21 protein-coding genes are annotated in these 19,079 nt (G+C 27.4%); 12 read left to right on the top strand and 9 right to left on the bottom strand.

What is annotated here, in order from left to right; genetic code table 11:
* Positions 1-33: 33 nt before the first annotated feature.
* A complete protein-coding gene (locus ACH5BK_RS09560) occupies positions 34-1,884 on the top strand; it encodes an RNB domain-containing ribonuclease (RefSeq protein WP_404306784.1) in 1,851 nt (616 codons plus the stop codon).
* Between the two features lie 4 nt (positions 1,885-1,888).
* Here the strand turns inward: ACH5BK_RS09560 and fliW are convergent, their stop codons facing one another.
* Positions 1,889-2,254 carry a flagellar assembly protein FliW gene (gene fliW, locus ACH5BK_RS09555; RefSeq protein WP_404306782.1) on the bottom strand — a complete coding sequence of 122 codons (366 nt, stop codon included), beginning with the start codon at positions 2,252-2,254 and terminating at the stop codon, positions 1,889-1,891.
* Between the two features lie 62 nt (positions 2,255-2,316).
* Between fliW and holA the strand changes: the two genes are divergently transcribed.
* The 5 genes from holA to ACH5BK_RS09530 all read left to right on the top strand — a co-directional run bounded on the left by holA (position 2,317) and on the right by ACH5BK_RS09530 (position 4,822).
* Positions 2,317-3,297 carry a DNA polymerase III subunit delta gene (gene holA / locus ACH5BK_RS09550; RefSeq protein ID WP_404306780.1) on the top strand — a complete coding sequence of 327 codons (981 nt, stop codon included), beginning with the start codon at positions 2,317-2,319 and terminating at the stop codon, positions 3,295-3,297.
* An 82-nt stretch (positions 3,298-3,379) separates the two neighbouring features.
* Positions 3,380-3,733 carry a 30S ribosomal protein S6 gene (gene rpsF / locus ACH5BK_RS09545; protein WP_404306778.1) on the top strand — a complete coding sequence of 118 codons (354 nt, stop codon included), beginning with the start codon at positions 3,380-3,382 and terminating at the stop codon, positions 3,731-3,733.
* 23 nt (positions 3,734-3,756) lie between these two features.
* Entirely contained in the window at positions 3,757-4,293 is a 537-nt protein-coding gene (locus tag ACH5BK_RS09540) for a single-stranded DNA-binding protein (RefSeq protein ID WP_404306776.1), read from the top strand.
* Between the two features lie 17 nt (positions 4,294-4,310).
* Positions 4,311-4,568 carry a 30S ribosomal protein S18 gene (rpsR, locus tag ACH5BK_RS09535; RefSeq protein WP_404306774.1) on the top strand — a complete coding sequence of 86 codons (258 nt, stop codon included), beginning with the start codon at positions 4,311-4,313 and terminating at the stop codon, positions 4,566-4,568.
* Positions 4,569-4,633: 65 nt separating this feature from the next.
* Positions 4,634-4,822, top strand: coding sequence for a hypothetical protein (locus tag ACH5BK_RS09530; RefSeq protein ID WP_404306772.1), 189 nt, complete (start codon positions 4,634-4,636; stop codon positions 4,820-4,822).
* A 24-nt stretch (positions 4,823-4,846) separates the two neighbouring features.
* On the opposite strand, the gene ACH5BK_RS09525 is transcribed toward ACH5BK_RS09530, so the two are convergent.
* From ACH5BK_RS09525 to nusA, 3 genes are all read right to left on the bottom strand, one after another.
* A complete protein-coding gene (locus ACH5BK_RS09525; RefSeq protein WP_404306770.1) occupies positions 4,847-6,826 on the bottom strand; it encodes a BCCT family transporter in 1,980 nt (659 codons plus the stop codon).
* A gap of 113 nt (positions 6,827-6,939) precedes the next feature.
* On the bottom strand, positions 6,940-8,343 hold the full coding sequence (gene cysS, locus ACH5BK_RS09520; protein WP_404306768.1) for a cysteine--tRNA ligase: 1,404 nt from the start codon (positions 8,341-8,343) through the stop codon (positions 6,940-6,942).
* A 1-nt stretch (position 8,344) separates the two neighbouring features.
* Complete coding sequence (nusA, locus tag ACH5BK_RS09515; protein WP_404306766.1) at positions 8,345-9,517, bottom strand: transcription termination factor NusA; 1,173 nt, start codon at positions 9,515-9,517, stop codon at positions 8,345-8,347.
* A 150-nt stretch (positions 9,518-9,667) separates the two neighbouring features.
* On the opposite strand from nusA, the gene ACH5BK_RS09510 reads away from it, so the two are divergent.
* Genes ACH5BK_RS09510 through ACH5BK_RS09495 form a run of 4 tightly spaced genes read left to right on the top strand, consistent with a single transcriptional unit; the run spans position 9,668 to position 13,451 of the window.
* Positions 9,668-9,910 carry an HP0268 family nuclease gene (locus ACH5BK_RS09510; RefSeq protein ID WP_404306764.1) on the top strand — a complete coding sequence of 81 codons (243 nt, stop codon included), beginning with the start codon at positions 9,668-9,670 and terminating at the stop codon, positions 9,908-9,910.
* Positions 9,911-9,929: 19 nt separating this feature from the next.
* Positions 9,930-11,240, top strand: coding sequence for a tRNA (N6-isopentenyl adenosine(37)-C2)-methylthiotransferase MiaB (gene miaB, locus ACH5BK_RS09505; protein ID WP_404306762.1), 1,311 nt, complete (start codon positions 9,930-9,932; stop codon positions 11,238-11,240).
* Between the two features lie 2 nt (positions 11,241-11,242).
* Positions 11,243-11,869 (top strand): lysophospholipid acyltransferase family protein, encoded by a 627-nt coding sequence (locus ACH5BK_RS09500; RefSeq protein ID WP_404306760.1) that lies wholly within the window; start codon positions 11,243-11,245, stop codon positions 11,867-11,869.
* A gap of 16 nt (positions 11,870-11,885) precedes the next feature.
* Positions 11,886-13,451, top strand: a complete 1,566-nt coding sequence (locus tag ACH5BK_RS09495) for a hypothetical protein (protein ID WP_404306758.1) — start codon at positions 11,886-11,888, stop codon at positions 13,449-13,451.
* Positions 13,452-13,478: 27 nt separating this feature from the next.
* On the opposite strand, the gene mqnE is transcribed toward ACH5BK_RS09495, so the two are convergent.
* The 5 genes from mqnE to ACH5BK_RS09470 are packed head-to-tail and all read right to left on the bottom strand — an operon-like array spanning position 13,479 to position 16,864.
* Entirely contained in the window at positions 13,479-14,543 is a 1,065-nt protein-coding gene (gene mqnE, locus ACH5BK_RS09490; protein WP_404306756.1) for an aminofutalosine synthase MqnE, read from the bottom strand.
* 7 nt (positions 14,544-14,550) lie between these two features.
* A complete protein-coding gene (locus ACH5BK_RS09485; protein ID WP_404306754.1) occupies positions 14,551-14,871 on the bottom strand; it encodes a hypothetical protein in 321 nt (106 codons plus the stop codon).
* 6 nt (positions 14,872-14,877) lie between these two features.
* Entirely contained in the window at positions 14,878-15,534 is a 657-nt protein-coding gene (locus ACH5BK_RS09480) for a carbonic anhydrase (protein ID WP_404306752.1), read from the bottom strand.
* On the bottom strand, positions 15,531-15,773 hold the full coding sequence (locus ACH5BK_RS09475) for a hypothetical protein (RefSeq protein WP_404306750.1): 243 nt from the start codon (positions 15,771-15,773) through the stop codon (positions 15,531-15,533). Before ACH5BK_RS09475 ends, ACH5BK_RS09480 begins: the two co-directional genes overlap by 4 nt.
* Positions 15,770-16,864, bottom strand: coding sequence for an aminotransferase class I/II-fold pyridoxal phosphate-dependent enzyme (locus ACH5BK_RS09470; protein ID WP_404306748.1), 1,095 nt, complete (start codon positions 16,862-16,864; stop codon positions 15,770-15,772). Before ACH5BK_RS09470 ends, ACH5BK_RS09475 begins: the two co-directional genes overlap by 4 nt.
* Before the next feature lie 231 nt (positions 16,865-17,095).
* Here ACH5BK_RS09470 and ACH5BK_RS09465 point away from each other — a divergent pair, with 231 nt between their 5' ends.
* Together ACH5BK_RS09465 and ACH5BK_RS09460 are read left to right on the top strand one after the other, a co-directional pair.
* Positions 17,096-17,908, top strand: coding sequence for an AraC family transcriptional regulator (locus tag ACH5BK_RS09465; RefSeq protein ID WP_404306746.1), 813 nt, complete (start codon positions 17,096-17,098; stop codon positions 17,906-17,908).
* A complete protein-coding gene (locus ACH5BK_RS09460) occupies positions 17,898-19,079 on the top strand; it encodes a YbfB/YjiJ family MFS transporter (protein WP_404306744.1) in 1,182 nt (393 codons plus the stop codon). The genes ACH5BK_RS09465 and ACH5BK_RS09460 overlap by 11 nt, the downstream gene beginning before the upstream one ends.

Raw genomic sequence — 19,079 nt, 5'->3', positions numbered from 1 at the left:
AAAATTAAATAAAATATATAAGGAAGCTATAAATTGTATAGTTCAATATTTAAAAAAATATTACAAAATGAAAAAGATTTTAACACCGATGAAAAAACTATTTTAGACAAGCTTTTAAATGAAGGTATCATTGAAAAAGATGAGAATAAATACTTATTAAATTCAAAATATAAAGTAGGTTTTATAAAGCTTCAAAGTAAAAGAGCTGTTTTAAAAGATTTATTTAATGAATATAAAGATATTACTTTGGACTTTGAGCATTTATATGGGGCTTATGATGGAGATTTTATTTTAGCAAAAAGAGTATTTAATCCAAGAAGTAAAGTAAAAGCAAAAGTTTTAAGGGTTTTAGATGGTAAAAGTGGAGAAGTACTTCTTTATGTAAAAAATAAGAAGTTTTATACAATAAAAGAGAATATAGAACTAGAAAACAAAGGTGCTTCTAAATATGAAGATGGAGATGTTTTACTTGTTGATAATAAAAGTCTTGATTTAATAAAAAATATTGGAAATATAAAAGATCCAAAAGTAGATGAATTTATTTCTTTACATCTTTATAATGAAACTATTAGACTTGAGAAGCCTTTGGAAGTAAATGCAGTTATGGATGATGAAAAACAAAGAGTTGATTTAAGAGATTTACCATTTTGTACAATAGATCCAAATAGTGCAAAAGACCATGATGATGCAATTTATTATGATGAAAAAAATGAAGTTTTATATGTGGCAATTGCTGATGTTTCCTATTTTGTTAAACAAGGAAGTGCTCTTGATAAACTAGCTTATAAAAAATCAACATCTGTATATCTTCCTGGAAAAGTTTTACCAATGCTTCCAAATGAACTAAGTGAAGATATGTGTTCATTAAAAGAAGGAGTTGATAGATACTCTTATATTTTTAAAATGTATTTAGATTTAGAAAATAAAGATGTAAAAAAAGCTGAACTTTTTGAAGCGATTATAAACTCTCATAAGAAGTTTTCTTATGGAAGGATTGATAGGGTTTTAGAAGGTCACTTGGATCAATATAGTAGTATAGAAAAAGAGATTTTTGATTACTTACTTCCTTTATATGAGATTACAAAAAGTTTTAGAGCAAAAAGACTTGAAAAGGGTTATGATTTTAGAACAAGTGAATTTAGACTAAAACTTAAAAATGGTGAACTTTTTGGAATAGATGAAGAAGAATCAACAGCCTCTCATCAGTTAATAGAAGAGTGTATGCTTTTAGCAAATATACAAGCTAGTAAAAAAGTAAATAGTGTAGGGATTTTTAGAATCCATGAAGAACCACCTTTTAAAGCTATTTCTCAACTAGTTGATGATGTAAATATTTTAGGTGTTAAAGTTAAACTTAAAAGTGATGTTCATGATACAATTACTCATATTCAAGAAAAAGCCTCTCATAGTGTTTTAAGTGAAGAAATAGATGAACTTATTATTCATGCTCAAACTCAAGCAAAATATAGCTCAAAAAATCTTGGGCACTTTGGTTTAGGATTTAAATCATATTCACATTTCACAAGTCCTATTAGAAGATATTCTGATTTAGTTTTACATAGAATGTTAAAAACAAAAAATACACCTGAAAATATAGATGAAATTTGTGAATATATTTCAACAAGAGAGCGAGAAGTTGATAAACTTGTTTGGGACTTTGAAGATAGAAAATATGCAAGGTGGGCAGCTAAAAATATTGGTGTTGAAATAAAAGTAAAGATTATAGATATTGAAAGAAGTAAAGCTGTTTGTTATGATAAGGTTAAGGGAATGAAAGTAACTTTAGAAAACTATAAAGGACAAAATTTATATACTAAGTTAAGAGTAAAAATTAAAGAAGCTAATATTGTTACAAAGCAGATTATTGCTTCAATAAAATACTAATTTATTATTTTAAATTTGTAAATAAACTAGGAATGTTCTCTTTTATAACATATTGTCCTAATAGTTTATGCTTTTTATTTATTAAAATAGGTGCTACAAGATTTACTATTGATTTTTCAATAGGGTCTTGAAGTACTACAGAAAAATAAATATCAAAATCTTCTCTTCTTCTAATATGCATTTTTTCTATTATTTCATCTTCAATTTTAAAATCAAAAGCGGCATGCTGTAGGTATTTGATATTGACTACTGTAAAATTAATTAGATTTTTTTCATCAAGCACTAATGTTGAAAAATAATTATCTATTTTTTCAATTTTAATCTTCTTAATATCATCAAAGCCAAGTAAAGGGATTGTAATTTCATACATTTAAAGCCTTTTTTATAGTGACTCAATTTTATTGAAAGTATACTTAGGATATGATATATTTTATGTATAGAAACGAATTTGACAATCATTTAAAACAGAATAAAAAATTTAATGCTTATATGTTTTTTGGCCAATCAACTTTTTTAGTTGAGTATTATGCCTCAAAAGTTGCTAAATTACATGGCAGTAAAGATGATGTTGAAAAACTATATTTTGATGATTATGACTTCAAATATGCAAAAGATAAGCTTTTACAATCCTCACTATTTTCTAACAATAATATAATTTTAATAAAATTAGATAAAAAAAGACCTAAAAAAGAAGTAATAGAATTAATTGAAGCTTGTAATACAAATGAAAATAGTACAGTTATTTTCTCTTGTTTAGGTGATAGTGAATTTAAAACTATGGGAACTTATTTTAGTGATAAAACAAATTCTGTTAGTATTAGGATGTTCTCTCCTGCAAATCATGAGGCTATAAAAATTTTAGAAAATGAAGCTAAAAATTTAGCTATAAAATATGAAATCCCCGCTCTTAACCACTTATACTTTATGCATAAAAATGATTTAGCTTTATGTATGAATGATTTAAAAAAGCTTGCTGTATTAAATGAAACAATAACTTCAAATATTGTAAATAGTCATTGTTTTGGGATTGGTGATGTATCCTTTGAAGATTTTTTAAATGATTTGATTCAAGGAAAAGATATAAGTGAAGATTTACAACTTTTATTAGATGAGGGAGTAAATGAAGTATATCTTTTAACTCAAGTTACATCTTATGTTCAACAATTATTTATGATAAGTGCTTATGCAAGAACTATTGGTGCTCCCAATCCTAAAGAAATATTAGGTTTTATTCCTCCTAAAAATATTTGGGAAAAGAAATCAAAACTTGCTATCAATATTAAACCTGAAGTTTTTGCTGATATGATGGAATATTTGCTTGATATAGAGCTAGATTTTAAAACTTCAAAAATTACTAATCAAAACTTGTATTTACAAGCAACTCTAAGAAAGTTTACAGTTTTATTTAGATAAAATCACGGACTTTACAAAAATTCATCCTTGCTGATATTAGGAAATGTAAAGATACCGGCACACACTATAAGGAGAAAAATAGATGTCAAAATTAAAACATTACGAAACAATGTTTATTGTTAAACCTACTTTAACTGAAGAAGAGACTCAAGCTCAAATTGAAACTGTAAAAGCAAACATTGCTAAAAATGGTGGAGAAGTTGTATCTTGTGATGATATGGGAGCTAAGCAATTAGCTTATGAGATTGAAGGAAACAAAAGAGGTTATTACTATGTAATTTACTTCAAAGGTGAACCATCAAGTATCAAAGAACTTGAAAGAAATTACAAATTTAACGAAAATATCATTAGATTCATTTTCATTAAATATGAAAACAAAAAAGAAATCGCTGCATGGACTAAAATGAGCGATGAGGCAGCTAAAAAAGCTAACTAATAAAATAAAGACAGGAACCACTTATGTATAACAAAGTAATTATGGTTGGAAACCTTACAAGAGATATTGAACTAAGATATTTACCATCAGGTGCAGCTATTGCTAAATCTGCTATTGCAACTTCATATAAATATAAAACATCTACGGGTGAGCAAAAAGATGAAGTTTGTTTTTTAGATTTTAATATCTTTGGTAGATCAGCTGAAGTTGCTAATCAGTACCTAAGAAAAGGTTCTAAAGTTTTATTAGAGGGAAGACTTGTATTTGAACAATGGACTGCTCAGGATGGAACTAATAGAAATAGACACTCTTTAAGAGTTGATACTATGAAAATGTTAGATTCTAAGAGTGATTCAATGAATAATACAGCTGGGGATAACCAAGGTTATAATCCACAAGGTGGATCGTATAATCAACCAGCTTCAAATCAATACAATAATATGAATTCTCAAAATAGCAATATGCAAAACAACTATGGTGGTATGAATAATCAAGCACAACAAATGCCTGAACAAAAAATACCTGAAATAGATATAGATGAAGACGAAATACCGTTCTAGAAAAAAAGGATTATAAAATGGCTGAAAGAAGAAAATACGGAAAAAAATATTGTAAATATACTGAAATGAAAGTTGATTTCATTGATTACAAAAACACAGATTTATTAAAGATTTCAATGTCTGAAAGAGGTAAAATTATGCCTAGAAGACTTACTGGAAACTCTAAAAACTCTCAAGAAATGGTAGAAAAAGCAATTAAAAGAGCTAGACACATGGCTTTAGTTCCTTATATTGTTGATACTAAAAACGTTACTGACGCAGCATACGCTAAGTAAGTAGAGATTTTATAAATCAAAAAGGGAAGAGGCTTTTGTCTCTTCCCTTTTTTTATACTTGGAATATGGATAAATTACTAAAAGAAGCTTTACGTCTTAGATTTGAATATTATAATATCTATGAAAGTAAAGAAGAAAAGTGGCATAAAAAATATAAAGATCATAAATTATATGATGTTGTAGTTGAGAGTTTTAAATATGATTTTAAACAAATAGCACAAAAAATGCCAGAGCTATTAAAAAAGAGTTTATAAAAGAGGTGAAACCTCTTTTATATTTTAGTTAATTAAGTGCATAAAATGCATGTGTTTTTCGTATTGATCTACTACATCATTTCTAATTGTGTCTTTACCCCAACCCATGATATCATAGTCTTGACCACCTTCAATTAAGTGAACAATAGCACAAAAGTATAATTCATCTTCTTGTCTATCTTCTTCTTTTTTATCATCATGAACAAAAGCAGGTTTAATTCTTGAAATATTTTTTACTTGATATAAGAAGTTTTTATTTTCACCAAAGTTTGTCTCTTCTCCAAGATTTACAACTAAGGTTACTTTATCTTTTGTTTCACTCATTTTTACTTCTACATCAAACTCATTTTCTCTTAAAACTTTAGCAACATCTTCAAATGCAGGCATAACTACTTTTTCAAGGAATCTTCTAACATTCTTTTTAGTTGGATAATTTACAATATTGTTAAGCCTTTTATCCCAATCATCTGCATTTGTTGTTGATGTTGCAATAGCTGTTGAGTATTGTAAACTCTCTTTTTTTGCTATATCTAATCTAAGAGCTTTTATAAGTCCATAGGTTGCTACAAGTAAAACAATACTAAAAGGTAGAGCACTAGCTATAGTCATAGTTTGAAGTGCTGCTAAACCTCCTGCAAGTATTAAAATTGAAGCAATAACACCTTCTCCTGCTGCCCAATAAACTCTTTGCCAAATTGGAGTGTCATCATTACCATTTGAACAAAGCATATCAATTACCATTGAACCTGAATCCGATGAAGTAACAAAAAATACAATTACCATTATAGTTGCTACAACTGAAGTAAATGAAGCAAATGGAAAGTTTTCTAAGAATGCAAAAAGTGCAACTGTAACATCATTTGATACTGTAGTTCCTAGTTGTGTAATCCCTTCAGCTAAAATTAGATTAATAGCAGAATTTCCGAAAAATGTCATCCACATTAAAGTGAATCCAGTTGGTACTAATAAAACACCAAGTGTAAATTCTCTAATTGTTCTACCTCTTGAAATTCTAGCAATAAATAGACCTACAAATGGTGACCATGAAATCCACCATGCCCAGTATAAAATAGTCCATCCACCAATCCAATCAGTTTTTTCATAAGCAAATAAGTTAAATGTACTACTTAATAGATTTGAAGCATAAGAACCAATATTTTGAACGTAAGCTTGAAGTAAAAATACAGTTGGTCCTACTATTAAAATAAATAATAATAAACCTACAGCTAATAAAAGATTTATTTCTGATAATCTTTTGATACCTTTGTCAAGACCTGTAGTAACAGAAAGTGTAGCTAATGCAGTAACACCTAAGATTAGTATTACTTGCGTTGTTGTACCAACTGGTATGTCCCATAAATAGTTTAAACCTGTATTTACTTGAAGAACTCCATACCCAAGTGATGTTGCAACACCAAATAAAGTACCAATTACTGCAAAAATATCGACAGCATGTCCTATTGGACCATAAATTTTATCTCCAATAATTGGATAAAGTGCTGATCTTAATGTAAGAGGAAGATTATGTCTATAACTAAAGAAGGCTAAAATAATAGCAACTATAGCATAAATAGCCCATGCGTGTAATCCCCAGTGAAAAAAGGTAATTCTCATTGCCTGTCTAGCTGCTTCTACAGTACTTCCATCTCCTACAGGAGGATTTAAAAAGTGCATTACAGGTTCTGCAACACCAAAAAACATTAAACCAATACCCATTCCAGCAGAAAATAGCATCGCAAACCACGATAGATTTGTGTAATCAGATGTAGAGTGATCAGGTCCTAGTTTAATGTCTCCATATTTTGAAAAGGCTAAAAAAGCGACTGTAATTAAAATAATAGCTACTGTTAATACATAAAACCAACTACCATTTTCAACTATAACTGCTTGTAAACTTTTAAAAAAACTATCAGCTACTTTTGGAAAAGCAGAAGCAAAAAGTGCTAAAGCTATAATCAAAGCAGAAGATATAAAAAATACTGTTTTATTTAATTTACTTGTCATTTATATTTCCTTTATAAAATTTTAGATTTACATTATATAAAAAAAATATAATAGTAAGGTAATAGATTAATTATTTAGATAAAATATAAAGTAAAGCCTCTTTAATTTAGGCTTTACTGTTTTTCCCAAACAACACCATTTGGTGTGTCCATTAAGTTGATATTCATTGAAGATAGCTCATCTCTTACTTTATCAGCTGTTTCAAAGTCTTTAGCTTTTTTAGCTTCAGTTCTTCGAGAAATTAGCTCTTCAATTTTATTTTTAGTTTGCTCATCAATCCCAAATTGGAAATATTCATAAGCATCATTTCCTCCAATACCTAAAGCATTTTCAATAAATTCTAAAGATGCTACTAGCTCTTTTTTGAAAGCTTTATCTTTTGGATTGTCATTTAGTTTTTCATTTGCATTATTTATAAACTCATCAATAACTGCAAGTGCTTTTGAAGTATTCATATCATCATTTAAAGCCTCAATAATTGCTTCTTTAAATTCTTTATTTACAGTAGATTTTCCACCACCATAAACTCTTTTTTTAACTCTATAAAATTTATCTAGTCTTTTTTTAGAAGCTATTAAATCTTCTTCATTAAAGTTAAAGTTTGCTCTATAGTGAGCTGTAATAAGATAAAATCTTACAACTTCGCCAGAATAAGATTTTAAAATATCTTTTAAGAAAAATGAGTTACCAAGTGATTTACTCATTTTTTCACCATTGATATTTACAAATCCATTGTGCATCCAGTATTTAGCTAAATGTTGTTTTGAATCACATCTAGTTTGTGCAGCTTCATTTTCATGATGAGGGAAAAGTAAGTCAGCTCCACCTCCATGAATATCAATCTGATATTCACTATCTTTATAAGCTAAATGTTTTTTAATCATAGCTGAACATTCAATATGCCATCCTGGACGACCAAGACCAAATGGTGCTTCAAAACTTACATCGTTTTCTTTCGCAAATTTCCATAAAGCAAAGTCTGATGAGTTTCTTTTTTCAGTGTTTGTTTCTACTCTTGATTGAGAATTTTCATCACTTGCCATTGATGAAATAGAACCATAAGTTTCATCTTTTGAAGTATCAAAATAAACACCATCACTAGTTTTATAAGCAATATCTTTAGACATTAGGTTATTAATCATATCTTTCATAATTTCTAGATTTTGAGTTGCTTTTGGTTCTAGTGTATTTTCTAATACATTTAAAGCTTGCATATCATTTTTATAGGCATTTATATATTCAGTTGTGATATCTTCTAAACTTTTTGATGTTTCATACATTTTTTTTATGATTTTATCATCAATATCAGTGAAGTTTTTTGTCATAGTTACTTCATAGTTATTTAGTTTAAACATTCTATGAAGTAAATCAAAGGCAATAGCGCTTCTTGCATGACCTAAGTGTGAGTCATCATATACTGTTGGCCCACACACATAGATTTTTACTTGATTTTTCTTGATAGCTTCAAATTGAACTTTTTTCTTCTTTACTGAATCAAATATATTTATAGTGTTCATGTTATTTAAATAGTGCCTCTAATGAAGACGTATCTGTAGTCTTCTCTTCACTTTGATTAGTATCCATAGTTGAAGTTGAAGTTCTACCTTCAATTTCAATTAATTCAATATCATATTTTGTAAGCATTGAAGCTAATCTAATATTTAAACCTGATTTACCAATTGCTTTAGATTTTTGATCACTTGGAATAGTAACAGTTGCTTTTCCTTTTTCATTTCCCTCAGGTGCTTTATCTATTTTTACAGATGAAATAATTGCAGGAGATAAAGCTCTTGCTAAAAACATTTCAGGAACTGTTGAGAACTCAACACAATCAATGTTTTCACCATTTAATTGTTGAGAAACTGCACCAATTCTAACACCTTTTACACCTACTACTGAACCAATTGGATCTATTTGTGGATCTGTTGATACTAAAGCAATTTTTGCTCTTGAACCTGGGATTCTAGCACTTGCTTCAATAGAAATTTTTTCATCTTTTAATTCAGGAACTTCAAGTTTTAATAATGACTCTAAGAATTTAGGACTTGTTCTTGAAATTTCAATTATTAAACCATTTGATTTATCTATATTTACAGATTTAACAACTGCTTTAATAGTATCACCAATTCTAAATGATTCGCCTTTAATTCTACTTTTTCTAGGAAGCATACCTTTTACTTCACCGATTTCAATAAAAGTATTTTCACTTCTATCTACTCTTGTAACAGTTCCAGAAATAATTTTTCCAACTTTGCTTTTGTATTTACTAACTAAATTCTCTTCAATAAATCTTTGAATTTTATATTCAAAATTATTATGAAGAATTGTAGCTGCATTTCTTCCCATATTTTCAAATTCAAGATCGTAATCTACTGTATCTCCAATTTCTAAATCTTGGTCAATTTCTTTTGCTTCACTTAATTCAATGAAGTTTTCAGGATTTAATTTATTTCCCCATTCATCTTCACCTAAACCTAAAGTTCTGTTATCTCCATCAGGAACAACTTCAATTTTTTGTGAAAGTTCTAATTTCTTATTTTCTCTATCGATGTTTGCATCAAATACTAATGTCTCATCTACCATTTTTTGGGCAGTTTTGATTAATGCTTCTTTTAAAGCATTTTCAACATCTTCAATTTTTAAGCCTTTTTCATAGGCAATTGAATCTAAAATATCTATTATTTTGTCCATTAATAACCTTTTTTGTGTTGACATTGAAATGATTGTTTTGATTTCCAATGTAATGTAGGCAGTTATTATATCTAAAAGTTCTTTTATACAAATTAAAGCAATTTTAAGATAAAATGTATAGTTACATTAAAAAAGAAAAGGGCTTAATAAATGGAATTATTATTTGCTAGAAATGAGTTAAATGAAAAACCCAAAAAAGTACAATTAGATAAGATAAAAGAAGAATTACAAAAAGAGGGTGAAAAAATTTTCTATTTTGATAGAGATAATTCTCACAAAGATATGATGGCATTAGTTGATGCTTTAGAAGATGAAGGCTTAAATGTATATTTCAGAGAAGTTAAATATGGTTTAGCTGATGATGAATATATGTATGAGGTTCATGCACTTTAATAGAAAGTAGTTTAGCAAAATGAGTTCAAACAAAAAATTATTTATTCAAACATTAGGTTGTCAGATGAATGACACTGATAGCCAACATATTGCAGCTGAATTAGAAAAGCATAAAGATTATACTCAAACTGAAAAAATTGAAGACGCTGATTTAATTATTATTAATACATGTTCTGTAAGAGAAAAGCCTGTACAAAAGCTTTTTTCTGAAATTGGACAGTTTAATGTTAAGAAAAAAGAAGGTGCAAAAATTGGAGTATGTGGTTGTACAGCATCACACCTTGGAAAAGACATCATTAAAAGAGCACCTTACGTTGATTTTGTAGTAGGTGCAAGAAATATCTCTAAGATTAAAGATGTTGTTGATGTTAAAGGTGCAGTTGAAATTTCAATTGATAATGATGAATCTATGTATGAATTTGCTGCTGCAAAAACAAACAAATATAGAGCAAGTGTTAATATCTCAGTAGGTTGTGATAAGAAATGTACTTACTGTATCGTGCCAAATACAAGAGGTGAAGAGATTTCTATTCCTCCTGAAATGATTGTAACACAGGTTCAAAATGCAGTTAATGAGGGTGCAGTTGAAGTAATGCTTTTAGGTCAGAATGTAAATTCTTATGGTAGAAGATTTTCAGATAAAAGACCTAAGTATTCTTTCACAAAACTTTTACAAGATGTTTCTAAAATTGAAGGCTTAAAAAGAATTAGATTTACTTCTCCTCATCCTTTACACATGGATGATGAATTTATTGAGGAATTCGCAAAAAATGAGAAGATTTCAAGATGTATTCACATGCCATTACAAAGTGGTTCAACTTCGATTTTAAGAGCAATGAAAAGAGGTTATACTAAAGAGTGGTTCTTAAATAGAGCAGCTAAAATGAGAGAGCTTGTTCCTAATCTTAGAATTACAACTGATATTATTGTTGCTTTCCCTGGGGAAACTGATGAAGATTATCAAGATACTTTAGACGTAGTAAGAAAAGTTGGATTTGATCAAATCTTTAACTTTAAATATTCACCTAGACCAGAAACACCAGCACTAGAGCTAAAAGATAAAGAAATTCCTGATGAAATAGGAAGTGCTAGATTAACACAGTTAATTGAATTGCATAAAAGACATCTTGAAGAATCTATGCCAAAACTTATTGGTTCAACTGTAAATATTTTAGTTGAGTCATTAAAGCCAAATGGCGAAATTTCTGGATATACAGATAACTATCTTCAAGTATTTGCAAAAGGTAGTGATGAACTACTTGGAAAATTTGTAGATGTAAAAGTTACAGATGTATCAAGAACAGCATTAAAAGGTGAAGTAGTACAATAATTATGAAAAAAAGAATTAAAAACTTTTTATCAACAAAACTTGCACCTTTTATTTTACAATTAATTGTTAGATTTATTTATCTTACAAATAAAAAAGTTTTTCATCATGCTAAAATAGAAAGAAATGAACCTCTTTTAATCTCTTTTTGGCATGGTGAACTTCTAATGCAACCTTTTAATTATCAAAAATTAAGACCAAAATCTTTTGCTAAAGCTATTATTAGTGAGCATAAAGATGGGGAAGCTATTACAAAAACTGTTGAATATTTAGGTATAGGTTCTATTAGAGGTTCATCTTCCAAAGGTGGGGCTAAAGTTTTAATTAGTACAATTAAAGAACTTAAAAATGGAAAAGATATAGCAATTACTCCTGATGGTCCAAGAGGACCTAGATTTTCTGTTGCAGATGGTATTGTAGCTATATCTAAGAAAAGTAAAGCAAGGATATGTGTTTTTAATTGTAAACCAAGTAAATATTGGCAATTAAATTCATGGGATAAATTTATTATTCCTAAACCTTTTGGTACAATAGAGTTTTTTATACAAGAACCTTTTGATATTAGTCACTTGGATATGGAAGAGGCAAAAGCGTTAATTCATGAGAAAATGATGATTAACGCAATTAATTAAATTTAGTAGGAAGCAAATGTTTAGTAAAGAGTCTTTATATATTAATGCTATTAAATATGATACTCAATTAAAACTAGATTATAAAAAACTAGATGACGAACAAATTATTGAGGCTAATAATTCTGTCTTCTTGGTTAAAGATGAAATTTTGTCTCATGAAATTGCTCATAAAATAAATGCATCTCAAAAGCAAACACCTATTACTTACATTTCTACTTTATTAATTAGTGATACAACAAAATTAATACCTAAAAATAATACAAAAAAACCTAATGATTGTGAAATAGCACATTTTAATAGTGATTATGATATTGCTGTTTTAAAAACAACTTTATTTGAAACACAACACTATTTTGAGAAAACAGGAATAGATTATATTTATTCAGCATTTCATATTTTAAATTTACATATAGAACAAAAAGTTTGTAAAAATCAGCTATTGATTTTTTTATTTAATAATAAAGCATTTATTTTAATACTTGATGAAAACTCTAAAATTGTATATAGCAAAACTGTTGAATTACCTACTTTTGAAAGTGTTAAAAAAACACACTTTTACGATGATGATGTAGTAGGACAAAAACTTTTTGATGAAATTTATTATTTAGAATTAAGTGAAATAATTCATAATAATCTAAATGAATTTTATGAAAAAGAATCACAAACATTTATTGATAAAATTACAATTCTTTATACCTTAAAGCAATTAAGTCAAGAACAAATAGATAATTTAAGTAATGAACTCTTATTAGCTATAGATTATCAACCTATAAACATTGATGAAGAAATTTTTGAGTTATCAAAAGATAAACATCAAAAGCAAAGTTTTATTAGACCTAGAAAAAAAGAGAAGAAGAATAACTATTTCACTATATTTATAATTTTATTTTTTCTTATATCTTTCTATGGGGTATATTTACTTTTTGATGAAGTAAAAGATAGTAAAGAAACACAAGTAAAAGTAGAAAAAAACGTAAGAAGCCAAGTTAAATTACCTGATCATGTTAATAAGAATGATAAAATAACAAAAAGAATAGAAGCAATATTTGATTCTATTCCTTATGATGTAGTTTTAAATGAAATGGTAGTAGATGGTGATGCCTTACTTTTAAAAGCAAAGTTTTTAAAAGATGATACTTTTATAAAATCATTACAACCTGAATTAGGATCTTTATATGAAACGATAGAAGTTCAATTGGAATCAAAAGATAAAAAATATTTTGTTGATGGAATTGTAATGGCAAAAGACTTATTAGATTTAGAAGACATAAAATACAAAACATATACTAATAAATATATAGTAGATGAGTTTTTCCCTATATCAAGAGTAACAGAGCAGTTAAAAATTTTGATGCCTGAAAATGCCATTGTAAAATTCCAATCTAGTCAAAACAATAAAATTACTAAGTTTAATTATTTAGTTAATATAGAAGTTTTTTCTCCTAAAGAGTTTTTTGCTTTAATTGATTTAATAAATAATGAATTATATTCTATTAGTATATCATATCCAATAAGCATGATAAAAAATAAAGATGGCAAGATAGAAATAGAGTTTAATGTACAGTTTAGTCAGCCACAATAATATTTAAATAATTATGAGAATTAAAGGTTAATTCCAAACCTTTAATTCATTATAAATAGAATCTCTTTCAACTGGAATAAAACCAGTATTTTGAATAAGTTCAACAAACTCTTTTAACGCAACTCCTCCTGCACTAGAAGCACCTGCTGCACTTTGAATTGATTCTTTCTCAATTGTTCCATCTACGTCATTTGCACCAAATTCTTGAGCAATTAATGCAAGTTTTACTGTCGATGTTGCCCAATATGCTTTGATATTTGAAATATTATCAAGCATAATTCTAGCAATGGCATAAGTTTTTAAAATCTCTTGACCTGTTAAAGGCTCTTTCACTTTTAAATAGTTGTTTTCAGTTTGATATACAAGAGGAATAAAAGCATTAAAACCACCTGTTTCATCTTGTAAATCTCTTAATCTAATTATATGATCAATTCTATGTGCTCTTGATTCTACATGTCCAAATAGCATAGTTGCATTACTTTGCATTCCTGCTTTATGCCAAAGTCTATGAATTTGTAACCATTCATCAGATTTTACTTTTCCACCACAGATTTTTTTTCGTACTTTTTCATCAAAAATTTCTGCTCCACCACCAGGCATAGAATCAACACCATGGGCTTTCATCATTTCAATTAAGTTTTCATAAGATACATTATACTCTTTACTTAAAAAGTGTATTTCTGCTGCTGTTAAAGCTTTTACATGAATTGAGGGATAGTTTTCTTTAATTTTTTTAAAAACATCCATATACCATTGTAAACCAGTATTTGGATTATGTGCTGATACAATATGAACTTCTTTTATGTCATTTTTTGAAGAGTTTTTAACAATATCTAAAATCTCTTCATGTGTCATAGTCCATTGATTAGGATTCTTTCTACTAGCACTATAAGCACAGAATTGACAAACATCTTTACAAACATTCGTTGGGTTTATATGTCTATTAATATTAAAGTATGTTTTCTTACCATGCTTTTCTTCTCTAATTTTATTTGCATAATGAGCTAAGGTAAATAAATCTAAATCGAAAAGTTCCACACCATCTTTATAACTTAATCTTTGCCCATTTTCTAATTTTTCAATAATACTCATAATTTTCCTATTTACAGTCTAAATCTTCACTATATTTTTTATCTTTTCCAATATGAATAAAACCAATACAAGTTTTATTTGAATCACCATCAAGAAATCTTACTTTATATACAGTACTTTTATATCTTGTTTTAGTATCTTCTACTCTTAGTTTATTGATAACTTCCATACTACTTACATTTTTATGTCCTAAAGTAGTAAGTATTTCTACCATTTTTTTCTCTTTTAAATCTTTTAGAACTAAAAATACTATTAAAGCAGCTACTATAACTATAGTTATCATAACAATAGTTTTTTTAGGTAATTTTCTTACTTGGGGTTCATTCATATTTTCTTAATCCTCTATTTTCATTTCTTTTAGTGGTTTAAACTTTTTTTCTTCATTATCTAAATAATCTATTTGTCCATTTTGTACATCATAATGCCATCCATGAATTTGTAGTTCACCAGATTCTAATTTTCTTTTTACATCAGGATATGTTAAAAGATTTTTCAGTTGTTGTTTTACTGAATTTCTTTCTGTAACTCTATACATCTCTTCTTCTGTGTTAAATCTTTTATCCGCTAAGGTTTTTTCTTTTGCAGCCATACCAAGTTTTAACCATGTTTTTACATGAACTAAAGAGTCTGTATCTGGAATTTGATCATATTCATATAAGCTTCTACACGCACCACAATGTGTATGTCCACATACAATAATATGTTTTACTCCAAGAACAGCAACAGCATATTCAATAGCTGCGGCACTTCCGTGAAAGTCTTCATCATGTTTAAATGGAGGAATAAAATTACCCACATTTCTTAAAATAAACATATCACCTGGTTTTGTATTTAGCATTAAATCAGGAGTTAATCTACTATCTGAACATCCTACAAATAATACCTCAGGTTTTTGTCCATTTACAACTAATTCATTTAATTCATCTTGCCATTTAGGAACTTTGTTTTCTTGGAACTTTTTATGTCCTTTTATTAATTGTTTTAAAATCATTTTATTTTACTCTTATTTATTATTATTTTTTTGTCATTTACAGTTAAAGCTGTAATTTTTTTAATATTGTCTTTTTCTTCATCATCTTCTAATTTATATTCAATAATATAATCTATTTGATGGCAAGACACTAAAACTGTATACCTAGATAATTGAACCTTTTCACAATTTTTCATTTTTTCAAACTCTGCTGAAAAAGAAAATGTAAAAATCATAAAAAGAAAAAGTACTATTTTCATGATAGTTCCTTTATTAAATTACATACATTTCTTAAATCTTTTTCTTCTATATCAATTTTAGCTATTAGTCTAATAATTGCTATTTTTACGGTTGGTTGTCTAATAGCTCCAACTATAAAACCTTTTTCTTGAACTTGCTTTTGTATTTGTTTAACTTTTTTATTATCAGCAATTTCAATAGGAATTATCAGACTTTTTGAATTAATATTTAAAATCTCTTTTACTATATTTAAATTTTTATTTATGTTTTCTTTTAGTGTTTTTTTATTGTTTACTATAAAATGTAAAGACTCTAAACCCATGGCTATATCAAACAAAGAAGGCGCAGTTGAATAAATAATAGGTTTTGCTCTGTTTTGTAAAAATTCGATTATTTCTTTTGAAGCTAAAATATAAGCTCCATAAGAGCCATAAGCTTTACCTAGGGTTCCCATTTTAATATGAGATTTATCAGGGGTTATTTTATAGTAGTCAAATATTCCTAGTAAGTTTTCACCTAAAACACCAGAACTATGTGCTTCATCTACAATTAGTAAAGCATTATAATTCTTTGAGATATGAAAAATTTCTTCTTTTGCTACATCTCCACCCATTGAATAAACACCTTCAATAGCTACAATTTTTCTTCCCTTTCTTTGGCAAGATTTTAATTTTTCTTCTAAATCTTTTTCATCATTGTGTTTAAATACAATAACTTGTTCATCTTTTAGAAGTTTTGTAGCTAAGATACCACTTGCGTGATAATCTTCATCTATAAATAAAGTGTCATTTTTTCTACATAGAGCTTCAATCATTGAGATATTAGCTAAGAATCCAGAACCTACACAAACAGCAGCTTCAAATTTATTAACTTCACAAAGCTTTTCTTCAAACTCTTTATGAATTGAATTATAACCATTTACAAGCATTGAGGCTTTGGGTGAGTAGTATTTTTGTTTTAATACTCTTTCATAAGCATTTTGAAAAATATTTATATTGGAAGCTAGACCTAAATAGTCATTTGAAGCTAAATCAATCAAACCTTCATCAAATATATCTCTAGTTCTAAATCGATTTGATTTTTTAATTGAAAGTAGTTCTTTTGAATACAAAAAATTCTCCATAAGTGTTTGTTTATATTAACTAATAAATCATAAAAATTAGTTGAATAACTTTACAATAACAATGATGCTAGTTTAATGCTATTTTGTATAGTTATACTTATCTTACTAATTTTATATACGTCCTAAAAAAGATGAATGTACCGCTCATTACATTCATCTTTCTTATATTTAGCAATATTTTCCAAGATTTTTAACAAATAATTTTGTATTATCTTTAATATGAATAATAAAATATTAAAAATAAAAGATTTAGATTATTTAGAATTAAAATATAGTAAACAATTTCATGAGTGTTCACAGAAGCATTATCATAATTTAATTTGCTTTTTAGCTTTAAAAAAAGGTAGTGCAAAAATTGTAATTGAAGATAAAGAAGTTATATTAAATAAAGAGTGTTTGGTAGTTATTAATCCAAATGAAGTACATTTTTCAATATCTAATGAAAAAAGTGAAGACTATTTTGTAATTTATATTGATAGAACATGGTATAAAGATTTACAAAATTTAATTTATAAAAATAATGATATTTTTCTTTTACCAAATAAAATTGATGATAAAAAATTGTTAAAAGAGTTTTTTAGTTTGTTTTCTGTTTTAAATAAACAAAATGAGAGTATAAAAAAAGAACTTCTTTTATTAGAGTTTTTAAAAGAATTGTTTGTAAATTATACTAAAAAAGATGAATTTATAAAGTTAGATAAGACAACTCAAATAGCAAAAGATTTTAAAGAGTATATTGAAAAGAATATAGCTTCAAAATTAACTCTTTCAAAAATAGCTAAAGAGTTAGGATATAGTCCTTATCATATTATTAGAGTTTGTAATCATGATTTTGGTTTATCTGCAAATGCTTATATTGTAAATAAAAGAGTACATAGAGCAAAAAAACTTATATCACAGGGAGTTGAAATAAGTAAAGTTGCCCTTGAAGTTGGTTTTTATGATCAAAGTCATTTAACAAATGTATTTAAAAAAGTATTTGCCATAACTCCTAAAGCATATCAAAAGGAAATAAGAAATAATGAAAATTAATTTACTTGATAAAAATAGTAATTTCAATATATTACTTGCAGGGATTATAGGATTGTTTATAGGTGTTGGAGTAGCAAGATTTTCATATACTTCATTACTTCCTTCAATGCTTGAAGATGAAGCTTTATCTTTAACTTTTTCAGGAATTTTAGCTTCGGTTAATTATGTAGGTTATTTAAGTGGTGCAATATTTGCCATATTTATAAAAGATATAGATACTAAAGTTAAATATTTTCGTTTAGGTATTGTTTTATGTATTTTAACAACACTTATTTTAGGAATAAGTTCAAATGAAATTCTATGGTTTATCTCAAGAATAATTGCTGGGTTTGCAGCTGCTATGGCTTTGATTGTTGGTGCTGCTATTGTTATGGTAAAACTAGATTTTGAAGATAAAACAAAAGCCATGGGAATATATTTTTCAGGTATTGGTATAGCTTTAGCTAGTTCGGATATTATAAGTAGATATGTTCTTTCTTATTCTACTTGGGAAAACTCATGGGTTGTTTTAACTCTAATTGCTACTCTTGTTTGTTTTTATCCTTTGTATATTTTATCATTTGATAAAAAAGTTGCTAGTAATAATGAAAAACATCCCTTTAATAAAGCTATTTTTTCACCTTTTGTAGTTGTTTTAATTGCTGCTTATTTTACAGAAGGTGTTGGTTTTGTTGTTCAAGGAACTTTTTTGCCAACTATTTTAAAATCAATTGAAGGTTTAGAAAATATTGCTGCTTTATCTTGGCTTTTAGTTGGACTTGCTGGAATTCCATCTTCTATAATTTGGATGAGACTGGCATATAAATATGGAAGTGTAAATATAATTATTTTGGCTATGAGTTTACAAGTTATTGGTATTTTAATTCCCACACTTACAACTAATATGTATTTAAATCTTTTATGTGGTGTCTTATATGGAGGTACATTTGTAGGGTTAGTTGCTTTATTTATGAATTTAGGTGGTCAGTTAGCTAAAAAAAACCCTGTTATGTTAATGGGTGCTTTAACAACTGCTTATGGAATAGGGCAGGTTGCTGCTCCCTTATATGCCGTAAGTCTTACAAAACTTACAGGAAATTATGATTATACATTATATTTAACAGCTGCAATAGTATCTTTTGGAGTTTTGTTATTGCTTTTTTCTAAAAAAGCAATTGCTTCTAGTAATTAA

This window comes from Arcobacter sp. YIC-80, from assembly GCF_044841725.1.
Taxonomy (GTDB): Bacteria; Campylobacterota; Campylobacteria; order Campylobacterales; family Arcobacteraceae; genus Arcobacter_B.
The sequence above is the reverse complement of the archived record's forward strand: the minus strand, read 5'-3'. Positions and strand labels throughout refer to the sequence as shown.